Source organism: Aureliella helgolandensis (assembly GCF_007752135.1).
Classification (GTDB): domain Bacteria; phylum Planctomycetota; class Planctomycetia; order Pirellulales; family Pirellulaceae; genus Aureliella; species Aureliella helgolandensis.
The window spans coordinates 700,005-725,134 of the sequence record NZ_CP036298.1; the positions used below are offsets into that span (position 1 = coordinate 700,005).

Annotated in this window: 14 protein-coding genes; 6 read left to right on the top strand and 8 right to left on the bottom strand. The window is 56.0% G+C overall.

Annotation, left to right across the window (positions count from 1 at the left end):
• The first annotated feature begins 193 nt into the window (after positions 1-193).
• Positions 194-1,441, top strand: a complete 1,248-nt coding sequence (locus Q31a_RS02575; RefSeq protein ID WP_145073544.1) for an integron integrase — start codon at positions 194-196, stop codon at positions 1,439-1,441.
• Between the two features lie 642 nt (positions 1,442-2,083).
• On the opposite strand, the gene Q31a_RS02580 is transcribed toward Q31a_RS02575, so the two are convergent.
• The 6 genes from Q31a_RS02580 to Q31a_RS02605 form a co-directional block, all read right to left on the bottom strand.
• On the bottom strand, positions 2,084-3,205 hold the full coding sequence (locus tag Q31a_RS02580; RefSeq protein ID WP_145073548.1) for a hypothetical protein: 1,122 nt from the start codon (positions 3,203-3,205) through the stop codon (positions 2,084-2,086).
• 71 nt (positions 3,206-3,276) lie between these two features.
• Positions 3,277-6,726, bottom strand: a complete 3,450-nt coding sequence (locus Q31a_RS02585) for a pyruvate carboxylase (RefSeq protein ID WP_145073551.1) — start codon at positions 6,724-6,726, stop codon at positions 3,277-3,279.
• A gap of 51 nt (positions 6,727-6,777) precedes the next feature.
• Entirely contained in the window at positions 6,778-8,721 is a 1,944-nt protein-coding gene (gene cysN, locus Q31a_RS02590; RefSeq protein ID WP_145073554.1) for a sulfate adenylyltransferase subunit CysN, read from the bottom strand.
• Between the two features lie 130 nt (positions 8,722-8,851).
• Complete coding sequence (gene cysD, locus Q31a_RS02595; RefSeq protein ID WP_145073558.1) at positions 8,852-9,763, bottom strand: sulfate adenylyltransferase subunit CysD; 912 nt, start codon at positions 9,761-9,763, stop codon at positions 8,852-8,854.
• Between the two features lie 92 nt (positions 9,764-9,855).
• Positions 9,856-10,617, bottom strand: coding sequence for a 16S rRNA (guanine(527)-N(7))-methyltransferase RsmG (rsmG, locus tag Q31a_RS02600; protein ID WP_197356078.1), 762 nt, complete (start codon positions 10,615-10,617; stop codon positions 9,856-9,858).
• A gap of 415 nt (positions 10,618-11,032) precedes the next feature.
• Positions 11,033-11,851: a 3-keto-disaccharide hydrolase gene (locus Q31a_RS02605; RefSeq protein WP_145073565.1), complete on the bottom strand. Its 819-nt coding sequence runs from the start codon at positions 11,849-11,851 to the stop codon at positions 11,033-11,035.
• Positions 11,852-12,147: 296 nt separating this feature from the next.
• On the opposite strand from Q31a_RS02605, the gene Q31a_RS02610 reads away from it, so the two are divergent.
• The gene (locus Q31a_RS02610; protein ID WP_145073568.1) at positions 12,148-14,532 is read left to right on the top strand and encodes a protein-disulfide reductase DsbD family protein; all 2,385 of its coding nucleotides are present in this window, start codon (positions 12,148-12,150) and stop codon (positions 14,530-14,532) included.
• Here Q31a_RS02610 and Q31a_RS02615 read toward each other — a convergent pair.
• Positions 14,529-15,590 (bottom strand): class I SAM-dependent methyltransferase, encoded by a 1,062-nt coding sequence (locus tag Q31a_RS02615; RefSeq protein WP_145073571.1) that lies wholly within the window; start codon positions 15,588-15,590, stop codon positions 14,529-14,531. The genes Q31a_RS02610 and Q31a_RS02615 overlap by 4 nt on opposite strands.
• A 624-nt stretch (positions 15,591-16,214) precedes the next feature.
• Here Q31a_RS02615 and Q31a_RS02620 point away from each other — a divergent pair.
• Positions 16,215-20,384: a hypothetical protein gene (locus Q31a_RS02620; protein ID WP_145073574.1), complete on the top strand. Its 4,170-nt coding sequence runs from the start codon at positions 16,215-16,217 to the stop codon at positions 20,382-20,384.
• A gap of 30 nt (positions 20,385-20,414) precedes the next feature.
• The gene (sthA, locus tag Q31a_RS02625) at positions 20,415-21,800 is read left to right on the top strand and encodes a Si-specific NAD(P)(+) transhydrogenase (protein ID WP_145073577.1); all 1,386 of its coding nucleotides are present in this window, start codon (positions 20,415-20,417) and stop codon (positions 21,798-21,800) included.
• Positions 21,801-22,087: 287 nt separating this feature from the next.
• Here the strand turns inward: sthA and Q31a_RS02630 are convergent, their stop codons facing one another.
• Complete coding sequence (locus tag Q31a_RS02630; protein ID WP_145073580.1) at positions 22,088-23,338, bottom strand: HEAT repeat domain-containing protein; 1,251 nt, start codon at positions 23,336-23,338, stop codon at positions 22,088-22,090.
• 217 nt (positions 23,339-23,555) lie between these two features.
• Here Q31a_RS02630 and Q31a_RS02635 point away from each other — a divergent pair, with 217 nt between their 5' ends.
• Positions 23,556-24,815 carry a beta-ketoacyl-[acyl-carrier-protein] synthase family protein gene (locus tag Q31a_RS02635; RefSeq protein WP_145073583.1) on the top strand — a complete coding sequence of 420 codons (1,260 nt, stop codon included), beginning with the start codon at positions 23,556-23,558 and terminating at the stop codon, positions 24,813-24,815.
• A 12-nt stretch (positions 24,816-24,827) separates the two neighbouring features.
• On the top strand, positions 24,828-25,121 hold the full coding sequence (locus Q31a_RS02640; RefSeq protein WP_145073586.1) for a hypothetical protein: 294 nt from the start codon (positions 24,828-24,830) through the stop codon (positions 25,119-25,121).
• Positions 25,122-25,130 lie beyond the last annotated feature (9 nt).

Sequence of the window (25,130 nt, forward strand, 5' to 3'; positions counted from 1 at the left end):
ATACGACCGGTTGGGTCAAGCTATTTGACGGATATTGCTGGGAGTGCTAAAACGGGGATGTGAGTCGCCTGGTGGGGGGATCCTGGGGCTCTATGGAGCGATGCCGGTCAGTGCTGAAGAGGAATTGTGCTATGACGCTAGCTAAATTTGAGCTGATGGTTCATGGTTTCCCAAATGGTTGCGACGCTACGCGATGAATTTCCGCAATGGGTTGGCAATCAATCTCCCCATCAATCGAAACTCAGTCGTCAAGTTTTCCCAGAGCTTGCTGAAAAATGGGGCGCCAGCTTGGCAGCGTCTGCAGGCCGTGCGAGCCTTGGAGTGCTATCGAGATCGTGTATTGCAGCGATCTGAGCCGGATTTGACCGACGTGATCTTGACGCTCACTCAACTTGCCAGGCGAGAGCGGAATGTTGATGTCCACGCGCCGCCAACTGCTGAAGAATTGAAGAAGCTGCAAGGCAATCTCAATAAGGGAGAATCGCCATGGATTCAGACCATGCGGAGCGAGTTGCGAGTGCTGCACTATTCGATGGATACCGAGCGGGCCTACGTGCGTTGGGTGAAGCGGTTCAGCAAGCACGTGGGCTCGGAGTCGCTCGAGCAATTCGACGAGCAGGATATTGGCGATTTCCTGACGACGCTGGCAGTCGAGGGGAGTGTTAGTCCGAGCACGCAGAATCAAGCGCAGTCCAGCCTGCTGTTTGTGTTCCAGTGCGTGATCGGTAAAAAACTTGGGTTTCTCAACGCAGTCCGCGCTCGGAAAACGGAATCGATCCCAGTTTGGTTCAGTCGGTCGGAAATCGAAAAATTACTAGAGCATTTCGTGGGTGAGCATCGCTTAATGTTCTTGCTGATCTACGGCGCTGGATTGCGACACAAAGAATGTCGACGACTCCGCGTCAAGGATATTTGTTTTGATGAGCAGCATATTGTGGTGCGCGACGGCAAGGGAGCCAAAGACCGAATTACCTTTCTACCGACGCAGGCTGTTTCAGAGCTTAAGCGTCAAATATCAGTTGCCAAGTATTTCCATGAGATGGATGTGGAACAGGGATTTGCGCAAGTTTACATGCCTTACGCACTGTCCAAGAAGTATCCCAACGCGTGCCGCGAGTTGGCTTGGAAGTGGATCTTCCCTTCGCGTCAGCGGAGTCGAGACAAACGCTCTGGCATTGCATGGCGCCATCACATTGGTGCAGAGCAGTTTACGACCACTTTCAAGCGTGCTTTGAGGCTATCGGAAATCCTCAAAAATGGCGTCCCCCATTCTCTTCGCCATAGTTTTGCGACGCATATGATTGAAGGTGGGGCTGACATCCAAACCGTCCAGAAACTCATGGGGCACAAAGACGTCAAAACCACGCTGGGTTACGTGCATGTTACTGAGAAGCTGGGTGTCACTATTCACAGCCCAATTGACGTCGCCTGCGGGAACTAAGCCTGGGTGAATGTCGGGTGAGTAAGTCAAGGATTGCGGTGCGTCGGGGTTGTGCTTCGTTCAGGCGTTCCGTTCCCGTCGTGCTTGTCGACGCGTTGGTTCGAATCAGAGGGAACCGAGCCTTCCTCATGAAAAGCAGCTCACCGTCAGGGTCTGCTTCCAACCACGCTTACCGCTGCGAAGTATCCAGGCAGGCGTTTGGGCAGGAAGATGTTGGCAGGAAGATGGGAGACGCGAGGGGGGCAAGCTCTCGTACTGGTTGCCTGCTCTGCTATTTGTCTGCAGCCTTCTAGCAAACTCTGCTGCTCTATTCAGGATGTGAAGTTGCGCAGCTCAATAGGAAGCGTAGCTATTGCTGGTGCACAGGGTTGTTTGTTTGGAGGGGAGGCTGACTGTGGGGGGCGTGCTTGGGATCAGGCTGCAGCGGTGACTAGCTTCCTTGCTCACGCAGCTGTTGATTTAATCGCAATTTGAATTTTAATGCGGAGGTCGCGTCCTTAATTGACTTGTAGCAGAGGTTATCTTTCCTTGCTCACGCGGCGGGTTACTATTTGGACAGCCCGTTACGCGGCGGGTTACTATTTCAACAGCCCGTCACGCGGTGGGTTACTATTTTGGCTGGCTGCTATTGAACGAAACCGGTTACGTTGCTTCGGGATCTGGGGAGTCTGTAGAATCGTCCCCCAATTCGCGTTCGAACTCCGCTTCGCATTCGTCGCAATAGTCGCTCGTCGAATAGTGTTGGACCATTTCGGTGGCGGCTAAATTGGGATGGACTTTGGCGGTTGGGAGAATCTCGGTCATTAAGAGTTGGTAGGTGTCGAGCGGAGTGAAATGCTCGCACACGTCCAGGGCTACGCTGAGCAGTGCAAGTTGGGCCAGGATGGCTGTGACGAGTGGCAAAGCCTCTTCATCGGTCAACACCGCATCGGGCTTGGGGAGCTTGAGTGGAGTTTCGAAGAGGTAGGAGAGTGGTTCGTCCTTTTTGCCTTCGAAGATCTCATCCCATTGCTCGTACATGGCTTTGGTTTCTGGGTCGAGGCCAGGAATTGCCTGATCCCAGGCTCGCAATCCACCCTCGCTCGGTGGCTCTCGTTCGTCGAATTCTTGGTCTACGATGGGACCGAGTGATTCAGCGACTTTGCGATCGAGATTTTCATCGAACAAACCATACGGATTGTCGTCCTCCTCTTCCTCATCGTCCTCTTCGTCGGAGCCATCTAGAACAAAATTGTTGCCAGTTTCATCGTCCTCACCAACTCGGACTTCTGTGAACCCCAGACCGTACCGCTCTTCGTCTTCGTCCTCGCTGTCGTCATCCCCTAGGTCATCGGGCAGCAACTCGATCTCTGGGGCGAGAATCTCGGCGACCACTCGCCCATTTTGGCTGAACCACTCGAGGTAGAGGCATTTCTGTTCTTCTGAGTTCGCGATCTTCTCTTGAGGACTGAGTTTTCGCCATTGATCGAGCGGGAGTAGGGGAATGCGGACAGACCGCAATTCCATCTCGCCAACGACGCCGATTTGTCGATCGGCCAATTGCTCGATTTCATCGGGGAATGTGCCAGGTTCAAGTTGAGCAGCGTCGGGGGGGAGTGGGACCTGGAGTCGGAAGTTTTTGCCCTCCAATTCCCCTTTGAGATTTCCGGTCAACTCGATGCGAATTCCATAGTCGGCGGCGAATTCGATCCAGCCGTACACGCCATTGCGACGATTGTTGCGCAATTCACCAGCACGTACGTACTCACCGATTCTCAATGCCATCTCGACTCCTCAACCCCTGTAGTGAGCGTTAACGGAAGTAAGCGGTAGACTGGGATTTGAGCGTCTGTGCTCTATTCAACCACCAGCAGCAGATCACCCGCTTCGACCTGTGAGCCCGATTTGACCAGTAATTGCGAGACTTGACCATCCGACTCGGCGGAAATGGTGGTTTCCATTTTCATTGCTTCCAGGGTCAGTAGCTTATCCCCCTTCTTGACTGTGTCTCCCGCTTTGATTGAGACTCCAATCACCATACCTGGCATGCTGGCCGCGACGTGAGTGGGGTTAGCTGGGTCGGCCTGGACCGCTTTGGCTACCGCATCTTCCATGGAATGGTCAATGACCTCCACTTCGCGGGGTTGTCCGTTGAGTTCGAAGAAGACGGTGCGGGTCCCGTCGGGCTTGGGCTGTCCCACGGCCAGGAAGCGGATGATCAGCCGTTTTCCCTCTTCGATGTCGACGATGATTTCTTCAGCCAGGTCTGCCCCATAGAAGAAATAGGGAGTTTGCAGTGTGCTCACGTCACCGTACAGCTTCCGGTGCGCGATGAAATCCTCGTACACCTTAGGGTACAGGAGGTGGGTGACGCATTCACGGTCGGTGGCGGCAACGCCCAGCAGGCCCGTGAGCTTCTCGCGCGTGGCTTCGAAGTCCGCCGGCGGGAGCGATGCGCCGGGGCGTCCGGTCACCAGCGGGCGATCGCGTAAAATCGCCTTTTGGGCTTGGGGAGGAAATCCTCCCGGTGGTTGGCCCATCATGCCACTGAGTAGATCGACGACCGAGGCAGGTGGTGAGAGATCGCGATCGGCATTGAGCACATCCGTCGCAGTCAGCTGCCCTGCCACCATGAACAGCGCCATGTCTCCCACCGCTTTGGAGGTCGGGGTGACTTTGACGATGTCCCCAAACATCTGGTTGACCTCTGCGTAAGTCTTGCAGACTTCGGTCCAGCGGTCGGCTAGTCCCAGTGCGCGGGCCTGTTGGTACAAGTTGGTGTATTGTCCGCCAGGCATTTCGTGTTCGTACAGGTCGCCGCCGGCGGCCAGTGCTTCGCTTTCGAACGGCAGGTAGAACTCGCGAACCGCTTTCCAGTAGGTGGAGAGTTCGGTTAAGGCGGAAGTCGACAGGGCGCTATCGCGCGGACCGAAGCGGAGGGATTCCACCAGAGTGTTCAAGTTGACTTGGCTGGTTCCGCCAGAAAGCGAGGCTAGGGCTGCATCAGCGATGTCCAGGTCCTCCTCCGCTCCGGCCAGGATCGAAGCAGCCTGCAGTCCAGCCGTGTCGTGGGTGTGGAAGTGGATGGGGATCCCAATCTCTTGCTTCAGTGCTTTGATGAGTTGTCGGGCTGCGGCGGGCTTGCACAAGCCAGCCATATCCTTAATGGCCAGGATGTGAGCGCCCAGTTTTTCGAGATGTTTGGCCAAATCGACGTAGTACTTCAGACTGTATTTTTGTCGGGCGGGGTTCAGGATGTCGCCGGAATAACAGATGGATGCCTCGCAAATGGCACCGCTATCCAGGACAGCCTCCATGGCCACTTGCATGTTGTCGACCCAGTTCAGGGCGTCAAACACGCGAAATACGTCGATTCCCGCATCGGCGGCTTCCTTGACAAACGCCTTGACGACGTTGTCGGGGTAGTTGGTGTAACCGACTGCGTTACTAGCGCGTAGCAACATCTGAAATAAGATGTTGGGGCAGCGCTCGCGCATTTGGGTCAAGCGTTGCCAGGGGCTCTCTTTCAGGAAACGCATTGAGGTGTCGAAGGTTGCACCGCCCCACATTTCGAGCGAGAAAAACTCGGCCGCGCGATGGGCGTAGGTTTCCGCAATCTGCAACATGTCGTAGGTGCGGAGGCGTGTTGCAAGCAACGATTGGTGGGCATCCCGCATGGTCGTGTCGGTGATGAGCAACGATTTTTCATCGCGAATCCATTGCGAGAAACGCTCTGGCCCAAGTTCTTTCAAGAGGTCGCGTGTCCCCTTGGGGAGCGGCGCTTTGGCCTGGAGCTTGGGGATCGGAGCTGGTTCACGCCGCGTTGCGACAGGGCGTCCCTTGACCAATTCGTTTCCGTTGACCACGACGTTGGCTAGATAACGCAAGACGCGGGTTGCCCGATCTCGACGAGCGGGGAGTTCGAACAATTCGGGAGTCGAATCAATCAATCGGGTGGTGGCTTCTCCGTTCAAGAAGATTTCATTGCCAATCATGCGGATGAGGAAGGGGATGTTGGTCTTCACTCCGCGAATGCGAAACTCTTGCAGGCAGCGTTCCATGCGTCCGGCCGCTTCACGCAACGTCCGGCCGCGAGCGGTAACTTTGACCAGCATGGAATCGTAGAAGGGGTTGACCACGGCGCCACTAAAGGCGCTGCCCGCATCCAGGCGGATTCCCAGGCCACCGGCGCTGCGATAGTGAGTGATGCGACCATAGTCGGGGCGGAACTGGTTGGCGGGATCTTCGGTCGTCACGCGGCATTGCATGGCAAATCCATGAACGGCCACTTCGTTTTGCAGCGGTAGGCCGACCGATTCATCGCCGAGTTGATGTCCCATGGCGACCAATATTTGGGCGCGTACTAGGTCGATACCGGTGACTTCTTCGGTGACGGTATGCTCGACTTGAATGCGAGGATTGACTTCGATGAAGTAAAACTTCTGCGCGTCGGTGTCGTACAGGAATTCGACGGTACCGGCGGCGCGATAGCCGACCGCATTTCCGATTGCCAGGGCGGCGGAATGCAGTTCAGCGGCAATCGCTGGTGCCAGATTGGGGGCCGGTGCTAATTCGACGACCTTCTGGTGGCGTCTCTGCACGGAGCAATCCCGTTCATGCAAGTGGATTAGGCTGCCGTGATCGTCACCCAGGAGTTGGACCTCGAAATGTCGAGCGCGTCGCACAAGTTTTTCGACGAACACCTCATCGCTACCAAAGGCATTGAGCGACTCACGCTGTGCCGATTCCAGGGCGGCGGGTAAGTCCGCTTCCTTATCGACCATGCGCATTCCACGGCCACCACCACCCTTGGCCGCTTTGAGCATGATGGGGTACCCCATGGACGCAGCGACTTGCAGCGCCTCTTCCACGCTCGTGATCGACTTGGAGCTGCCAGGCAAGACTGGCACGCCAGCCTTGATGGCAATGTCCCGCGCGGCGACTTTGTCACCCAGTTGGCGGAGTGCGTGGACGCTTGGGCCCACAAAAATAATCCCCGCTTGCTCTAGTTTTTCCGCGAACGTGGGGTTCTCCGCGAGAAAACCATAACCGGGGTGGACCGCGTCAATGTTATGGCGTAGGCACAGTTCGACGATTCCCTCGATATCCAGATAGGAGCGTATCGGTTCTCCAACTTTACCGATCGAATAAGCTTCATCGGCCTTGAATCGGTGGAGTGCGAAGCGGTCTTCGTGCGAGTACATTGCAACGGTGCGAATTCCGAGTTCATGAGCGCTGCGGAAAACGCGAGTTGCAATTTCACTGCGATTCGCGGCCAATATTTTTCTAATAGGTCGATGAGTCATCGCCAGATGCGCCGGTAGTGAGGTGTGGAGGTAGGATGGCCCGGAGGGGAGCTAACGGATGAGTTTTCTGTCACGCATCAGTGCAATCACTTTTTCAACGCATTCGTCGATCGACAACTCTGCCGTATTGAGGTGCAGGTCTGGGGATTGTGGCACTTCGTAAGGAGTTCCTGCGCCGGGAAGTTTGGGCATTGCCCCTGCTCCGGCATGGAGGTAGTGCCCACGTGGATCCCGGCTCTGGCAGACGTCGAGTGGGGCGTCGATATGGACGGTCAGGAAATGATCGGCACCGATGAGTTCGGATGCCTTGTTGCGTGTTTCCGCGTCGGGAGCAATGAAGGCAGCCAAGCAGATGAAGCCGTTTTGGTTGAGTAGTCTCGCCATGTGGGCACTGCGCCGTAGATTCTCGGAGCGGTCGTCGGGAGTGTATCGCAGGTCCCGACTCAGGCCACGTCGCAAATCTTCCCCATCGAGCACGATGGCGGTCCGTCCCATGTCGAACAAGGCTCGCTCAACCCCGTAGGCGATCGTCGACTTGCCACTTCCGCTCAATCCCGTGAGCAGTAGGGTGGCGGGGGTTTGCCCCAGTCGCGCTTGACGCTCCTCTGCCGAAACTCTGGCTATGTTCTGAGCCGTATCGTCCTCCTGAGAACCATCAATCTCCCACGGCGCTAACTTCGCCTTCTTGTCTGCCTCGCGGGCCGTGATCATGCCGGCGGCCATCGTCACATTGCTCAATCGATCGACGATGATAAATGCACCGGTGGTGCGGTTGCGACGATAGGGATCGTGAAAAATTGGCTGACTTAACGTGATCGTGCAGCGTCCAATTTCGTTGAGTTGCAAATCGGGTGCAGGCGAACGGTGCAGTGTGTTCACATCGACGCGGTAGCGTAGCGATTCGATTTGGCCGGTGCAGGATTGCGTTGTGTGCTTGAACAGATACGACTTTCCTGGAATCATCGGTTCCGCACTCATCCATACCAGCATGGCATCGAAGTCGTTGCTGACCCTGGGGGTGTTTCCAGGCCGCACGATCATATCGCCACGGCTGCAATCGATCTCATCTTCTAGCGTCAGCGTTACGGACTGCGGAGTGAAGGCTTCGTCCACCTCGCCATCGTAGGTCACGATGCTTTTGACCTTGGACGTTTGCCGGTTTGGCAAGACGGTGATTTCGTCGCCCTTGCGGATAATGCCGGAAGCTACCGTGCCACAAAAACCACGGAAATTGAGGTTGGGGCGATTGACGTATTGAACCGGGAAACGGAAGTCTTCAAAGTTGCGGTCCGAGCCAATGTAGACGGTTTCCAGGAAGTTCATCAACGTGCTGCCGCGGTACCAGGGCATGTTGGGACTGGGGTCGACGACGTTATCGCCACTCAAGGCGGAGATTGGAATGAAATGCAAGTCGGGTAAGTCAAGTCTGGCCGCAAAGTCTCGATAATCATTGCAGATTTCGTCGAACCGCTCCTGGCTGAAATCGACCAAATCCATTTTGTTGACGGTGACAATTACGTGGCGAATGCCCAGCAGCGAGACGATAAAACTGTGCCGCCGGGTTTGTGTTAGGACCCCGTGCCGCGCGTCAATGAGGATAACTGCCAGGTCAGCGCTCGACGCACCGGTGGCCATGTTGCGGGTGTATTGTTCGTGGCCTGGAGTGTCGGCGATAATGAATTTACGCTTGGCGGTCGAGAAATAACGGTAGGCGACGTCGATCGTAATGCCTTGTTCCCGCTCTGCTTTCAGGCCGTCGGTGACCAAGGCCGGATCGAAGTTTCCGCCGGTGGTGCCATGCACTTTCGACTCGCTCTCCAGTTGGGCCAACTGGTCCTCGTATAGCATTTTGGAGTCGTACAGAAGGCGACCGATGAGAGTGCTCTTGCCATCATCCACACTTCCGCAGGTGATGAATCGCAGCAATTCCTTTCGCTCGTGTTGGGCGAGATAAGCATTGATATCCTGGGCAATTAGTTCGCTTTGATGACTCATCGTAAAACTCTAAAAAACTCGAATGGCTTGAAGAGGGCCTGGCGATGGCCCGGATGCGGAAGAGCGTGCTGCATGAGTGCAGCGGCGCGTCTGGATTGTTGGAAAGGGCGTCTTGCGGGAGGCTAGAGAGTTAGAAGTATCCTTGCTTCTTCTTCTCTTCCATCCCTGTTCCACCGGAATCACGGTCGATCACGCGTCCCTGACGTTCGCTGGTCTTGGCCAGCAACATCTCTTGAATGATTTGTGGCAGCGTGGTGGCATCCGATTCGACCGCACCGGTCAGCGGGTAGCAACCCAGAGTCCGGAATCGCACGTTGCGTTTCTCAAAGGTCTCGCCATCGCGCAATTTTAGACGCTCGTCATCCTGCATAATCAACGTGCCTTCGCGGTTGATCACCGACCGCTCGGCAGAGTAGTAGAGGGGGACGATGGGGATTTGCTCCAGGTGGATGTATTGCCAAACGTCGAGCTCCGTCCAATTGCTGAGGGGGAAAACTCGGATGCTTTCGCCCGGGTTCACCTTGGTGTTGTACAGGCTCCACAGTTCGGGGCGTTGATTCTTGGGGTCCCAGCGGTGGAATTTGTCTCGGAAGGAGAAGACGCGTTCCTTGGCGCGTGACTTTTCCTCGTCGCGGCGGGCGCCACCGAAAGCCGCGTCGAACCCGTACTTGTTGAGGGCTTTTTTGAGACTGTCGGTCTTCATGACCTCGGTGTGTTTCTCCGAGTTCTCGGAGGGATCGATGTTGAGTGCCGCCCCTTCATGATTGATGTGCACCATGATATCGAGTCCCAGCTCCTTCCGCGCGTACTCCTCGCGGAACTTGATCATCTCGCCAAACTTCCAAGTGGTGTCTACGTGCAGGAAGGGAAACGGAGGCTTGTCGGGATAGAATGCTTTGAGCGCCAGGTGCGTCATGACCGACGAATCTTTGCCGATCGAGTACAGCATGACGGGTTTCGAAAACTCGGCAGCCACTTCACGAATGATATGGATGCTCTCGGCTTCGAGAAGCTTCAGGTGGGTAAGCGAATAAGCTGACATGGCAAACTGTATCTATTGGTTTCTGAAGATGCGAAGGGGGAGAACGCGAATGGGAGCAACGGAGGGTTCAGCCGGCGGTTGCCTCCAGAGCTTCAACGCTCCCGCGTGAACTGTAGTATGACTGATTCCGATTCCGTACCTGGCATCGGGTAGGCGGCGACGCGGCGGAGAGTGATTTGATTCATCAAGCCGCGGTGACGCGCTTCACCGCGTTCGTCGACCCAACGCGGGCCCTTGATTGCTAGCAAACGATCAAAGCTCATCCAGTAATCCTTAAGCCAGGTTAGCAATTGCGAAATATTGCCGGCGGCTCGCGTCACTAAACTATGAAAGCGAAGGTCGTCGACAACATCTTGGACGCGAGAGGCATGCACGGCGACCGGCAGGTGCAACTGTTTCACCATATCGTCCACGGCGCGCGATTTCTTTGCCACGCTATCGCAAACATGCACATTCAAGTCGGGACGAAGTATAGCTAGCAAAAGACCTGGGACACCTCCGCCGGTGCCAATATCGAGCACATCTTCACTCTCTGCCAAGAGATCGGCTAGGTGCAGGCTGTCGAGCAGGTCGCGTCGCACGAAGGTATCGTAGGTCGTGTGCCGCGTTAAGTTGATCTTTTCATTCCAGCCCCAGAGGGCTTGGCAATAGGCATCCAACTGAGGAACGCAGGCTGGGTCGACCGTCAACTCCATCCGCTCGATCGCTTCCTGCAGGCTTTGACTGGCAGGGACGGTGACGGCGGGAGTGGAGTCCGTGATCGGCTCAGCCGCAGCGTTGGCTGTTGTTCCCTCATCGCCCTGGGAGTCCTCGGCGTTGTCCGGGGATTGGCGATCTGCTGGTAGGTCCGACATAGTTGAGCTTTCAATTCGACGAGCTACTAAGGCTCGTCCCTCGTAGATGATTTCGTTACGCCGGCTGCCGCTCCCCCCCCCGGCTCTGTGCATTGCGAGCCGATGTATCTTAGGTATCCAGGGAAATCTTAGTATCCGGAGATTTAGTATCCGGGAATTCAGGGAGGCACGCCTCCACCGCAAAGCGGCCGGACCCATATGTTCTCATGGAAAGCAATCACCACAAGCCGTAATGCAGAGTCCGGAAAAGCTCGTGCGTGGTTACTATTCTGTTAGCGGTCTGTGCCGTGTCCCCAAGAGCTTGGGGGGGCGAATGCCGCTGTGGGGTGGTGTGGCGCTCAGTTCGCCAGCCCGCTTGAGCGAAGACGCCCACCCCTGCGAGTCCACAGGGGAGTCCTCGGCAGCGAATTGGCAGCTATTCTTCCAGGACTAGCAGTTCAATATTTCGGAAATCGCAGGGATGGCTTTCCGATTGCAGGGAAATCGTTCCTTGCTCCAGCATGAGGCCGCCCTGCTTTTCGGCCAGCATTTTGGAGTGGGGATCGCGTGGATCGAGCTGGCTCTTGGAGTATTCGAGCACTACGGTCCCATCGACGATGTGCTTGACGGTACCTGAGCCATGGACCTCGACCTCGACGGTTACCCATTGATCTCCGTGGAAAGTTTTTGAAGTAGAGCTTGTGCAGTGCCGTTCGATGAGTTCGCCATCCATGACGACGTTGGTTCCGGGAGTGCACAGATTAGCAGTTGTTCGCTTGTCTTTTCCGTTCCCTCCGAGGAGCTGGAATTCGATAGAGGCAGGGAAATCTTGGTCCAGCGACATGGTCTCGGGGGATTCACCGTGCAGCATTAGGCCGCTATTGCGTGTCGCCCATCCGGGGCCCCCTTTGCACTGCTCGCCCACAAATCGCACGTCGGCTTTGAGGCGGTAGTGCGAGAAGCGGTCTTTGTAGAACAGGTGGCCAAAGGTTTCGTTGAATTCTGGGTAACTCGCCTCGTCGTAGCGAACTTTTAGCAAACCACTTTCCACGCGGAACGTATTACCAAAGTTCTCCCCCGCTTCGTGGTAGCGTATTTTGGGAGTCCAGCCCTCCAGGTCTTTGCCGTTAAACAAGGGGATCCATTGGCTAGCATTAGACGATTGGCTTTCCTGGCAAAATCCGAGATTCGTTGTAAGGAATGCGACCGAGAATAGACCTATTAGAAGCTGCTGTGGTAGCGATGAGCGGTGCATGGGAGAACTCCGAGTGCTTTAAAGCATCAATCCAGTGGATCGTACAGGCAACAAAACGAGCTGCTGCACCGCACAAGTGGGGTGTTCGTAACTGCCAAATCCTTTCATTTAACGTGGTGGATTTGGTGAGTCTACGTTGACCCTGCTGACAGAATCTGAGTAAATATAACCTGAAACCCCAAATTGCGGTGCTTCAAATCCGAAATGCTTGGTTGATTGATGACTTCTCGCGTTTTTGTTTTGAAAAGCTGGTGTGTGAGCCATATGATCCCGCACGCTCCTAAGGATGACTCGAAATGTTAAAAATACCTTCCCCGGTTCGAAGCTTGGGGGTGCTGGCCCTGCTGCTGTGGGTGGCTGCAGCACAAACTGCCGTGGCTCAAAAGGGAAAGGGCTCGCCGTTTGGTGGCTTGGGGCTACCATCGGTAGGTTCCGCAGCGCAAGCTGGCCCGAAGGTCTCGTATCGAGCTGAGTACTCGCTGAACCGCAATGGTCAGGAGGGAAGGCTCAGCGTTTTCGCCGAGGTGGCGGATGGGTTTCACACCTACTCGACGACTCAGGCGGAAGGGGGCCCTCTGCCGACTGCGATTGAGGTTGAGGGAGAGCAGATCAAGCTCTCGGGCCCGTTTGTGGCAGACCACGAACCGACGTTGGCCTTGGATGACGTTTGGCCCGGCCTAGAGATCCAGGAGTATCACGGGCAGGTCGTGTGGACCGCCCCATTTGCTGTACTGCAGGAATTTGCGCCCGAGAAGACGACCTTTAAAGTGCAGGTCGATGCGTTGGTGTGTGGTGAGGGTTCGTGCGTGCCAGCGGGAGACACCGTGGAGGCTGCATTCAAGGAGCACTATGCAGCGGAGGCGGTTGTCACAGAGTTTCGCCCCGAGAAGACGCACGCCATTTGGTCTGCCGAGCTGAGCCATCAGGCGGCGGCACCGGGATCGGAAGTCACGCTGACGCTCACCGCCAATACCGATGCGGGCTACCATGTTTATCGGTATGTTCCCGGAGACACCGCTGCCAGCTTTCGCACGCTCATCGTCGCTAAGCGTAAGGCTGGCTTGAAATTCGGAACTCCGGTTACCGATACGAAGTTGGTGGAGATTGACGCGGGGCTCGACGCTCCAGAATACTATTACGATGGCCCCACGACGTGGAAAATTCCTGTTCGCATCCCGGAGAGTGCCAAGCCTGGGGAGTACCCCCTAGAGCTGTTGGTTGGCTTCTATACCTGCAACGACCGCAGTTGCGATCCGAGCGCTGGAGTGGCCATCAACGGGAAGATTCTCGTCGCTGAGCAGTCACAGGCCTCCCCTGCACCGTTTGCGTTAACCGCAGCCGATTTCAATGCGGTCGCAGAACTTCCCAACCTGGCGAGCTGGATTGATACCGAGGGAGCAATTCCGAAGTCTGCACTGCAGCAAGGGAGCACCGCGACGGTTTCCCTGACCCTGATGCATCTCCTGGCCGCACTGGCGGGAGGATTTATCCTCAACTTTATGCCCTGCGTGTTGCCCGTGATCGGCTTGAAGGTCATGAGTTTTGCGAATCAAGCGGGGAGCAGCCACCGGCGAGTGGTCGAGTTGAATCTGGCTTTCGTGGCAGGCATCGTGGGGGTCATGCTCGTACTGGCCATTGCAACGATTGCGGCCAAAGTGATCAGCGGATCCGCCTTTGGCTGGGGGCAGCAATTCACTTCCCTTGAATTTAAGGTTGCCTTAGCTGCGTTGGTCTTTGCGATGGCACTGAGTTTCTTGGGCGTTTGGGAGATTCCCATTCCCGGCTTTGCCATGTCGAGCAAGTCTGGAGAGTTGATGGAGAAAGAGGGGCTGCTGGGAGCGTTTCTCAAGGGGATTCTGACGACCGTGCTGGCAACTCCTTGCTCGGGGCCTTTGCTGGGTGCCCTATTTGGTCTGAGCTTGACCCTGTCGTCGGCCAGCGTGCTGCTACTCTATTTGGTCGTTGGGATTGGTATGGCGCTCCCCTACCTGGCGCTCTGCTTCTATCCGGGCTTTATCAAATTACTCCCCAAGCCGGGGCCATGGATGGAGACGCTCAAGCAGGTCTTGGCATTTCCGCTGTTGCTGACGGTCGTGTTCTTCGTAACTGCGATCGATAGCGATCATCGCATCGCAACGCTGATTCTGTTGATCGTGGTGTGGTTTGCCTGTTGGTTGGTTGGGCAAGTCCCCGCGTATTCCAATCCTGGCCGGATTTGGATGGCGCGAGGCGCTAGTCTGATAACAATCGCTCTCGGAGTCTTCGTCAGCTTCACCTATTTTGGCCCGCTGGACGCCAAGCTGCCTTGGGTTGATTACAACGAAGCGCACCTCGCGCAGCTGCGTCGCGAAGGCAAGACGGTGATGGTCGACTTCACCGCCAACTGGTGTTTGAACTGTCAGATCAACATGCGAGTTGCCATTGATAAGGAGGGTGTGTCGGAGATTGTGCATGAGAACAACGTGGTTCCCATGGTTGCGGACTGGACAGGCAACTCTCCTGAAATTCGTGAGAAATTGGAGGAGCTTCAGAGCAATTCCATTCCGTTACTGGTTATCTATCCGCCAGACGGCGAGCCGATTTTGTTGCGGGATTTGATAACGGAATCTCAGGTGATCGACGCGCTCAAGGAGGCGGGGCCAAGTCGCAGTCCCTCCCGCTTGGCCAGTCTGGTGAACTAGATCTTACGGCCGCAGACAACGTGGTATCTCGAGGATTCGAAGGCGAGTACGTCGACCAGTAAGTCGCCGAAGTAGTCGAGGTACCACCGAGGTTGCTTGGTGACCACGAGCAGTGCGCCTGCTGGTCGAAGTACCTCGATGGCTGTGTCGACAAAGTGCTTGGAGATCGCATCGTCTCCATAGTAGGGTGGATTGGCCAGGACCAAATCGACCGGTTCCGGCAGATCGAGCGCGCCCTGGGCGTTCAATATTGCACGGACGTTGGTCAGCCCGTTGAGCTCTGCTCCACGCTGAGTGCATTCCACGGCGCGAGCGTGCGAATCGATGGCATACACCGTACCGGTGGTTCGGAAGGCGCAGGCGAGCGCCACCGCGCCGGCTCCGCATCCCATGTCGAGTACCGTGTCGCTGGGGCCCACTTCTGCAACGAGTGTCAATTGACGAGCACCGTTGTCGAGTCGGCGGTGGGAGAAGACGCCGGGACGGCTGTACATTTCAATCAATCGCTCTTCATCACGGAATGCGAACTGGCACGAGAAGTCTTTGACCTTCTTAAGTGGTTTGGTTTTTCGTCCCCAGTAGACGCATCCGTTTTTCTGTCGGTCGCAAGAAACCTTGTCAAACATGCCTTGCATCTGTTCGTGCAGCCACTGGTCTTTGCCGTTGTCGACGCTGGTGGCCAATACGCCTCCCTCACGGAGTCGCTGGTGCCCCTGCTGGAGCAGGTCTCGCGTTAGTTCCGACTCGCTTCGCTTGAGCACCGGCATGCCGACAAAGTCGAATTCCTCTTCTGGCAGATCGCTGCTGCAGACGACGTCGACGGCTTCGCTAACAAATCGGCTGGTCTTGTCGGCCACATAGAGGTCGAGATACCAAGCGGTCGCCATGGTCGAAGCGCCGCTTTCGAGCAAGCGGTCGGCCAGTTGTGCTCGACCGGGCGAGATCACCACCGAGCGAGTGGCTGGGATATCGCCGAGGATTGTTGGGAGCGCATCGATCAGCAACTGTTCACTCAGGAGTGGTTTGAGTGCTAGAGGGTTGACTTCGTCGTGGTTCACATTTGGCTTTCAAGTGTTGTGTGGGGGCGGAAACGTGGTGCACAGCCCTGTCTCCGCATAGCCGCCGGAGAGCCCCGGGAGCTCCCACTTTAACATGACTCGCTTTTTGCGTCTTGCCGGGGGATTCCTGAGGGAGCTGGGGCTGCGTTGGAGCGAAGGGGCGGTGCCTGCTGGCGGCCAGTCGGCCAAATAGGGGGGGCAATCCGCTACGGGATGGCTGGTGGAGTTCAATGCGTTTCAGTCGTAACTTGGGGGCCGTCCCTCCCCCTCAACTGCTGTGGGGTCGCAGTCTGCAGCTGCGGTCTCTGAGCTTTGCTCAGACGGCGAGCTGCCATTCCGCAAGCTTGAGAGCGGGGATGGGGATTGGCCGCTACAGAGGTGATTGGTGGGCTCCCTTCGCGGGAAATCCCGAAATCGTTCCTAAAATTATTAGCCGGTAAGTGGCAGGCTTGGGGATTATGCTCCCCCAGGTTGCTGAACATTCGTGCGCTTGTCCTAGACCCTTTGTCGGACTCCTCTTACCATGTGAGGCTTGTGCTATGCGGGCCAGCGAGAGCCGTTTGGTACAAAATGTGTTGCATATCGGTTACCCCTAGGGAGGGAACTAGATGAAACGTTGGCAAGATGCCGCCTCCCTCCCGGTATCTCCCCTACCAGGCTTTCGAGCCAATATGGTTGTTGAGTGTGGATGAACGTAGTCTAGCTGCTAAGAAAACATTGGCCGAGGACCTTGTCCAGGTTCTGGGGTACTTAAATTTTTCTTCGGGACGCATAGATCCCAAGACTCTGTCTGCCTTCAATCGCATCTATGTTGCTGCGCTTCCGGGCACCCCCTTCGAAGGATTGCCGGCTTGGCTTCAGATTCAGCAGTGGTTGCAGGATGAATTGGCTCGGTTGGCAGAGAGCAATTCAGCTTTTGGCGATTGTGAGCAAGCGGAGGTCTTGCTGGAGTTGGTGTGGCTCAACTTTCTTCCCGCGTACTTGGATTTCCACAAGGATCTGTTGTTCCATCAGGAGCCAGAAGGGATTTTCAACGGTTTCTTTTTGGGGCGGGCCGTGGAAGCGGTGTTGCAGCAGGGGGAGCCCTGGGGGCAAGTTGATCGGATTGTTGAAGGTGCCATCCGGAAGCTCAACGACTATGTCGGCTATCGTCCGGTCGCGGTTTTGGAAGGCCGCCGCTTGGAGCCCTACGGTCATGAGTGGGTTCGCCCCGTTCCCTTGTGGACCGCCGGCATCGGTACAGCCAATGGGCTCTACCATGATGTGATCGAAAAATGCATGGACATTTTGCAAGCCACCGATGCCGATATTCTCCGACAAGCCAGTTTTGATCTGAATATGCTGGAGGAGTTGTCTCTCGATCCTCGCGCATACGATTTTGATCATCCCGTGAATCAGCGTCCCAACTACCATTTTGGTCAGTGGGATCCACATCGCATTGACAACGCGGGGAACTACCGCCGATTTGTAGTCCAGCAAGTTACCATCGACGCGCTGCTGGCTCGCGTGCACGAGGATGCGGATGGGTTGGAGGACGAGTTGCTGTTCGAGGCGGCGGCTGTCTTGGCGGGCACGATCCTGATGGCTTCGGGCATCTCGGGTGGAGGTCCAGGTGCCTTTGCATCGACCGTTTCCGTTGCGAGCTTGATGGGGCCCATTGCCGCATATCGTGACGAATTCTACAACCAGCTGTTGACGCAATTGCAGGGCAACCATCGCGAGCGATTGTTCAAAGAGCATCAAATACGGCGGCAGCCCTTTGGGGGCGCACGGCAGCACCTCAACACCTATCTGGCGAAGCATCGGGCTTGTCAGCTAGAGCATGTGCACTTGGCCCGTCTCTTTGCGCGGATGGGGAACGAGCCAGCGGCCAAGGAGCAATCGGATGTGGTGCCGGTGCCCTCGGCTCGAATCGTATCGAGAATTGATTGCCTAATGACAGCTGCAGACAATCATTTGCAGTTGCGACAAGTCGATAAAGCGGCTGAGATTTCGCCCCAGATCATGGATTGGGTGGAGCGTGGGATTCAGTGTGGCGCGATCGTCGATCCCTGGAATATCCTTGGTTTTTCGGGGAATTTTGCCAGATTTGAAGGCCCCGACAGCGCCGTCCATGATCACCGAGTGGATGATTTGGTGCAGATCATGGAATATTATTTTGCGTTGCAATCCCGCATTTGGCGGGAGGCATCTGCTTCGGGACGGACCGATTTGTGCAAGCAACTCGAATCCCAGATGCGTCAGGCGACCGCTTGGTGGCGCAAGTATGCGGCCTATGAAGTGAGCGACGTCGAAGCGACCGATCCGCTGGAAAGTTTGGAGTCGGCAGTCCTGGTGGCCAAGGCATTGCAATTGTGGCATGCCGGTGATGCTTCCTCGGGCGACGTCCGTTTTTGGGCTCCACACGCAGAACTGTTTGATTCCCCCAAAGCCTATGCCTTGGTGGTCGAATCTTTGTTGGAGCGGAACGATTTCGTGGCCTCGATGGCGCTGCTGGTGCACTGGTTGGGGCAAGCCGATCGCGTTGGCCTGCAGAAGGGGGACGATTCCTTTTCGGAGCTAGCCCGTCGTTGGATGCAGCGTTTTGAGCATCGGTTGTACCACGACGAGCCGGGTTCGAAATTGGATTGGTCAGTCGCCCAGAAGTTCTTCGACTATCTGGAAGCGAACGCTGGTGATTATTGGGAGCCGCCGGTGTTTGCACTGGGGAGCCGCGGTAGCAAGCCGGGCAGCGGGCTGGCCGGCACGCTGGGTGATGATTTTGATGAGCACTCGGAACTTGTCGGCTATGGCGATGACGAGGAAGGCATCTTTGATGCAGCCTATGAGAACGTTATCTACAACGATACGACCGATGATGGGGTTGATAGCGATGTTCCCGAAGAGGACGGAGGGGAGACGACCACGGAATTGGTCGAAGAATCCAACCGCCTCAATCAGCATTTGACATTCCTGAATGCCGTGGCTCAGATGTGGAAGGGGGCGGCGGTGAGCCGCCATCTGTCGCAAGAAATCGCGGAGCAGACTCCTGCTGCCGCATCGCGACTGGAATCGATGGAGGGGTGGGCCGCTCAGGCAGCTGCCAACCGCCATGGCCTGTTGGTACTGCTGCAGGATGTGGCGGCGCACCGCATTCCCAAAACGAGTGCGGATCACGAGGCGATGTCTCGCTACGATCGCCAACGACTCGTCAAGGAATCTCTATTGGAGCGGATTATCGCCACTGCGGTAGAAACCGCCGATGCACGGCGTCTGTTGTTGGCGAAATTATGTGCGGTGAATCCTCAAAGTCCGTCGGTGGAACGGGAGCTGAGTAGCCTGCCGCAAGATGATCGTTCCGCCATTGAGTTGGTGGGCAAGTTGATCCAAGGCGAGCACGATCAAGTGAAATCACTTTTTCCACGCCTGTTTACTGCGCTGCGATCTAAGAAATTGCTGTACATCCCGTTGGCGCGAGGTGGAGATCCGGCGCTCATCTATAGCGTGCGGTTGCGTCGGAGAATTATGTCGCACCTGCTGGTCTGGTTGCCGCGTCAAGGCTTTTTTGATGAAGCGTGCCAGTTGATCGAAACCGCCCGCTTTATGGAGCATCACAATCCGATAGGACCAGGTGCGGTTACCGAGTTCGATGACCTGTTTGAACTCTGTTTTGTGTCGATGGTGCGCGCAGCGGTGCAGAACGCAGTCAATTGGAGGCACGCGGAGCTTGTCGGAGCCGGAAAGGTGTTGCCTCCGCTGACCGATTTGGATTTCCACGACGGGGAATCGCTGGGGGAGTTGGAACCACGAAGCGATGCTTTGGTGGCCGTCCTAGAACGCTTGACGGAAGTCATGCTTGGAAGTTGGCTGGCGCACTCGAGAACTCTCCGGCTGAGCGCGCTGGAAACGGTGGACAATTCGCGGAGTTGGACACGGTTGGTCGACTTCATCAAGCGATTTGGTGGCGAGCTGTTTACGCAGTCTTTCTTGCGTTTGGGCAATGTCCGCGCCATCCTTCACCAGGGAGTCGGGCATTGGCTCGACCAGTTGGTTGAGGAGGGATATGAAGACGATTTGAGCGAGCTCTTCGCCGCGATTGAAGCGGGAGAGATCGAGCGATCGCATGTCGAGAAACTGCTAAGCGTGGTGCTCGAAGCGGTGATTGATCACTATAGCGAGTACCGTGATTACAACAGCACGACAACGCAGTCCGATCGCGGTGAAATGCTGTACATGTTATTGGACTTCTTGCGGCTGCGAGTCCGGTACGATCGCGTCTCCTGGAATCTCAAGCCGATCTATTGGACGCATGAAGTGCTCGTTCGAGCTGGCTGCCACCAAACTGCGTTGCAGTGGCGTCGGGCGCTGGCCGAACGCATCGGTCGTGAAAGCGAAAGCTATCTCGAGAACCTGCAGCAGCTTCAGTCTCAGTATGCAATGCGCATGCCCACCGTCTCTGATCGACTTCATGAGCGTTTTACACGCCCCATGACCGTTGATCGGATGCGGGCTTTAGTAGGGCCGGCCGTCCGGCAATTCCGAGAGACAGGAGCCACTTCCAGCGTCTTTGAATTGTTAATCGACGAATGCAAATTGATGATGGAACAGCCCACCGGAGTTGGACTCGATGTCCCACAATGGCTCTCCGACCTGGAGGATGAAGTCGATAGCATCCTGGAAAGTCAGCGTGGCTTCTTTCAGAAACCACGTTCTGACAATGTTGTGGCTTTTCGCGAAATGTCCAGTGAAGAGATTTTAGCCCAGTTAGCGACCGCCGCTCGCAACATTGAATCTCTAAATCTTCCCAGTGAATAGCCTTCTAGATCTACCTCAAAGGAATGCCGCATGAGTCTCAATAAGTTTGACATGATCGTGATCGGTACCGGTCCCGGTGGCGAAGGGGCGGCCATGCAAGCCGCGAAAGAAGGAAGGCGAGTCGCCGTATTTGAGCGTTACAATCACATTGGCGGAGGTTGCACGCACTGGGGGACCATTCCCAGCAAGGCACTGCGGTTCTCGATCTACACAGCAATGGAAACACTCAATAGTCCCTTCGTGAAATCGATGGGGCTTCGTCCCCATCCGTCACTGGCAATGCTCCGGGCCAGCGCCCGTTCGATCATTACCAAGCAGGAGTCGATGCGGCAGAATTTCTATGAGCGAAACCAAGTCCCCGTGATCCGGGGGCAAGCCCGCTTCGTCGATCCCCATACGGTGGAAATTGATGATGGGACTCAGTACAAGGCCGATAACTTTGTCATCGCCGTGGGCTCCCGTCCCTTCCGGCCCGACGGAGTTGACTTTAACCATCCTAAAATCTTCGATAGCGACACAATCCTTGAGTTGAACGACCGCCCGCACTCCATCACGATCTATGGTGCTGGCGTAATTGGTTGCGAGTATGCATCCATGTTTCGCAACTTGGGAATTAAAGTCAATCTCGTCAATACGCGGGAGAAATTGTTGGAGTTTCTGGATGATGAGATTATCGATGCGCTCTCTTACCACTTGCGCGATAAAGGGATTTTGATTCGCCACAATGAGCAGTTCGCGAGGATTGAGGGGCACGATGACGGCGCCGTACTCTATCTCGAGAGTGGTAAGCAGCTTAAGACGGATATCGTTTTGTGGGCCAACGGACGCAGCGGCAACGTCGAGAATTTGGGACTTGAGAACATCGGGCTCACTCCCAATAAACGTGGCCATATCAAAGTCAATGAGCAACTGCAAACCGATGTCGAACATATCTATGCAGCTGGTGATGTGATTGGGTATCCTTCGCTAGCGAGCGCCGCGTACATGCAAGGACGCGCCGCAGCGCTGCATGCCTGTGGGTGCGTGGATCGTTGCATGAAAGTGACGGATATTCCAACTGGGATTTACACCAGTCCCGAGATATCCAGCATCGGGCAAACCGAACGCGAACTCACTGCTGCGAAAGTTCCCTATGAGGTTGGGCATTCTCAGTTTAAGAGTCTAGCTCGAGCTCAGATTACTGGACGCACCGTCGGCATGCTCAAGATCCTGTTCCATCGCGAGTCGCTGGAGATACTCGGGGTGCATTGCTTTGGGGCGAATGCAGCCGAAATTATCCATATTGGCCAAGCAATTATGAAACAACCGCCGCCGAACAATACGCTTGACTATTTCATCAATACGACGTTCAACTATCCGACCATGGCAGAAGCCTACCGAGTCGCGGCCCTCAACGGATACAACCGAGTGTTCTGAGTGTTGACGATCGGCAAGTTCCCTGCGAAGCACGCTCTGTTTAGGTTGAGCTGCGTTGCAGGGAATCCAAGTTGCAGGGCTCAGGGTTGCGGGTATCGAAGCTTCGGAAGCAACTAAGGACCGTCGGAACAATAAGTGTCGCCAGATCGCTCCGCCGATCGGCATTTTCCCGAACGAACCGGCGGAGCGGTTCGGCGACTATCCGCCAATAATGGTTCCGAAGGTTCTAAGTGTGGATCACCTGCAAGCGGGTGGTTTTCAGAACTCACTGCTGCGGTTGCGTAGCGTTAAGGATCGCGTCTCAGGTCGCTAGCTGGGGCGGCGTATTGGCTGGCGTACCAGTGGATCCAGGCGGCTCGATCGTATCCGAAGGACTGGTTCGTCAGTTGGGTCAATGTATTGCGGACGCTGGCATTCTCGATGGGGACACTGATCGTCTTTTGCCCTCCGGTGGAGAACGATCCGCTGGTCGGGCTGGCGTTGGTCGCCTCACTGCCCACGGTCATGGAGTGCGTCGTCGTGATCGCATTGATCAACGGGAGGATCGCCGATTGGGCCGACAGTCGCCCCAAGCCCTCAGCAGCGCGATTGACCATGGTATTGTCCGCATTGCCGAGGTAGCCGGTTAGGACTGGGATGGCCACCTCCGCGCCGTACGATGCGACCAGATCCATGGCGCGCGCCCGCACCTGAGGATCGGCGTCCTGCATGCTGACTTGCGTCAAAACTCGCGCCGTTTCGAAGTTCTGGAATCTGGCCAGGATTTCGGTGTACATCATCCGGAGAGGTGCTGGGATTTCTTTTCGAGAATCGAGCAGGTAGTCCGAGATTGTGCCGACCACCAGCGGATTGTCTAGTTGTTGGATGCCGAGCACCGCATCTTGGTAGTTTTTGTTTTGTGGATTTGCGTTGCGACTGCTCAGCACGTTGTGCCATCGCCGCAGATCCTTGGTGGCTTCGACCGTCTGCTTGGCAAGCTCTTCTTCTGCCTGCTGGTGGGCAATCGATTCCGGAAAACGCCACAGCCGTCCCTGCCGGACCTTCCCCAATTGCTGGCCCATGATCACTTCTTTTTTCTGCCAGCGTCCGTTACGGTCCTTCATGTAGTCGGCGGCGACTCGCACCGCATTGTCATCCGGCGCAATATCCACAGTGGCCAATTGGTGGGCTTTGGCTAAATCGGCCAATCCATGTTTGAGGCACCAGACGACCAACTCTCGCTGGCCTTCGACGGTTCGAGGTGCTTGTGCGGCCAACTGCGCGTACTCGGCTCGGTCCTTCGATAATGCCTCATAGCCGCTTCCCAAAACCAACTCGGATTTCAAGACCTGGATATAAACGCCCGGGTCGATCTCTACCGTCCAGACGGTGGTGGAGTTGCCAGCAATTTCCACCTCCGCAGGCTGCCCTAGGACTTTGCCAGAAATGATTCTGCCGTCCTTGTAGTGGAAGAGGTCGGCCTGAACGGTGGAGGCTAAGGATGCCAATAGTAGCAGGCTCAGGCTGATGGATCGTCCATGGATGGAGTAGGGCATCATCGGAAAACGCTCTGCAAAAACGGCGGCAAATGGCGAGACTGGCCCCTGAGAGGCTGCTTCCATTATACAGGGACCGCAAACTCGATCTAATCGATTTGATGGTTCAAGTTGAAGTGCCCCCGGAATAGGGTGCGATTTTGAAGCCCTTGCGGAATGGGGGGGCTCTGGGATAATTCTCTATTCCCTCAAGTACCGCAGAGTTTTCAAGAGCCGTGCCATGCCCGCCATCGATCAGACAGCCCAATTACCAGATGAACAACGCATCGTGATGACAGCGGTGGGGCTCACGAGCCCCAATGGCAATGATCTGGAGACCTACCGGCAAAATTTGCTGGAAGGCCGCAGTGGCGTGCAACCGTACGAAATTCGGTACGTTGGCAAGACGTTGGCAGGGATCTGCGACTTTCCGGCGACGCAGTACCAATCCAAAAAGGATGCCCGCCGCGGTACGCGGGCCGGATCCGTGGGCATTTGGGCCGCCAATGAAGCCGTTGGCCGCAGCGGGCTGGATTGGGAGAACGTCGATAAGTCTCGTGTCGGGATCTATATTGGTGTTACCGAGCACGGCAATGTCGAAACGGAAAACGAGATTTTCCAGATCAAAGGTTTTGACTACGACACGCAATTTTGGTCGCACCACCACAACCCTCGAACCGTGGCCAACAATCCGGCTGGCGAAGTCGCGTTGAATCTCGGGGTTACCGGTCCGCACTACACCATCGGTGCCGCCTGTGCCGCTGGCAACGCGGGGATCATCCAGGGGGCGCAAATGCTGCGTCTCAATGAATGCGACGTCGCCATTGCAGGTGGGGTCTCCGAAAGCATTCATACGTTCGGAATTTTCGCCAGTTTCAAAAGCCAAGGAGCCTTGGCCGAGAACGAAGACCCCACCAAGGCTAGCCGTCCCTTTGATCTCGATCGCAATGGAATTGTTGTTTCTGAAGGGGCCTGCTTGTACGTCTTGGAGCGGCTCAGCGACGCCAAGCGGCGCGGTGCCCAGGTGATCGCCGAAATCGTCTCTTACGCGATTAATACCGACGCTACCGACTTTGTCTTGCCGAACCCTGAACGGCAGGCGGAGTGTATCGAGTTGGCATTGAAACGCGCCGGATTGTCTGCTGGCGACATGGATATCGTAAGCACCCATGCGACCGGGACGAGCAGTGGCGATGCACAAGAGTGTACTGGTTTACGCAAAGTCTTTGCGAACTGCGAGCAGACGTTCTTCAACAACACGAAGAGCTTTATCGGTCACACGATGGGAGCCGCCGGGGCATTGGAGCTAGCGGGGAATCTCCCCTCGTTCCAAGATGGAGTGTGCCATGCGACGATCAATTTGGACAATCTTGATCCCGCTTGCGCCTTGGATGGCTTGGTGGCCAACGAGCCACGTCAACTGAAACGGCATCGCTACATTCTCAACAATTCCTTTGGTATGTTGGGAATCAATTCCGTGCTCATTGTGCGGCCTGTCTAATTCGGAGGGGGTATGGACTCTGCGGACGATACCAGCGGCGAACTTGACATCACCTCAGATCCCTTTCCGTCGCAACCACCGACTCCGGGCGGGGCTGGGCAGCGGCGCTTGCCCAGCCTGCGTTCCCAGCAGGGGCAATCGATTGCGAATCCGTCGCGACGCTCCAAAAGTGTGCGGGCCATTTTTAGTTGCTGTCACGTCTATGCCCATATCGCCGTTCCGCCGAAGGTCGTGACGGGAGAGATCAAGATTTGGCGAGTCCACTGCCCACGCTGTGGCCGGCTGGTGGTCATTCCCAATAGCTAACACGGCACT

Bases quoted from the DNA above. Each gene is read 5' to 3' on its own strand.
- Q31a_RS02635 (WP_145073583.1), top strand. From the start codon at position 23,556: ATGCCCGCCATCGATCAGACAGCCCAATTACCAGATGAACAACGCATC.
- Q31a_RS02575 (WP_145073544.1), top strand. From the start codon at position 194: ATGAATTTCCGCAATGGGTTGGCAATCAATCTCCCCATCAATCGAAAC.
- Q31a_RS02630 (WP_145073580.1), bottom strand. From the start codon at position 23,338: ATGATGCCCTACTCCATCCATGGACGATCCATCAGCCTGAGCCTGCTA.
- Q31a_RS02620 (WP_145073574.1), top strand. From the start codon at position 16,215: ATGCCGCCTCCCTCCCGGTATCTCCCCTACCAGGCTTTCGAGCCAATA.
- cysN (WP_145073554.1), bottom strand. From the start codon at position 8,721: ATGAGTCATCAAAGCGAACTAATTGCCCAGGATATCAATGCTTATCTC.
- rsmG (WP_197356078.1), bottom strand. From the start codon at position 10,617: ATGTCGGACCTACCAGCAGATCGCCAATCCCCGGACAACGCCGAGGAC.
- cysD (WP_145073558.1), bottom strand. From the start codon at position 9,763: ATGTCAGCTTATTCGCTTACCCACCTGAAGCTTCTCGAAGCCGAGAGC.
- Q31a_RS02610 (WP_145073568.1), top strand. From the start codon at position 12,148: ATGTTAAAAATACCTTCCCCGGTTCGAAGCTTGGGGGTGCTGGCCCTG.
- Q31a_RS02605 (WP_145073565.1), bottom strand. From the start codon at position 11,851: ATGCACCGCTCATCGCTACCACAGCAGCTTCTAATAGGTCTATTCTCG.
- sthA (WP_145073577.1), top strand. From the start codon at position 20,415: ATGAGTCTCAATAAGTTTGACATGATCGTGATCGGTACCGGTCCCGGT.
- Q31a_RS02640 (WP_145073586.1), top strand. From the start codon at position 24,828: ATGGACTCTGCGGACGATACCAGCGGCGAACTTGACATCACCTCAGAT.
- Q31a_RS02580 (WP_145073548.1), bottom strand. From the start codon at position 3,205: ATGGCATTGAGAATCGGTGAGTACGTACGTGCTGGTGAATTGCGCAAC.
- Q31a_RS02585 (WP_145073551.1), bottom strand. From the start codon at position 6,726: ATGACTCATCGACCTATTAGAAAAATATTGGCCGCGAATCGCAGTGAA.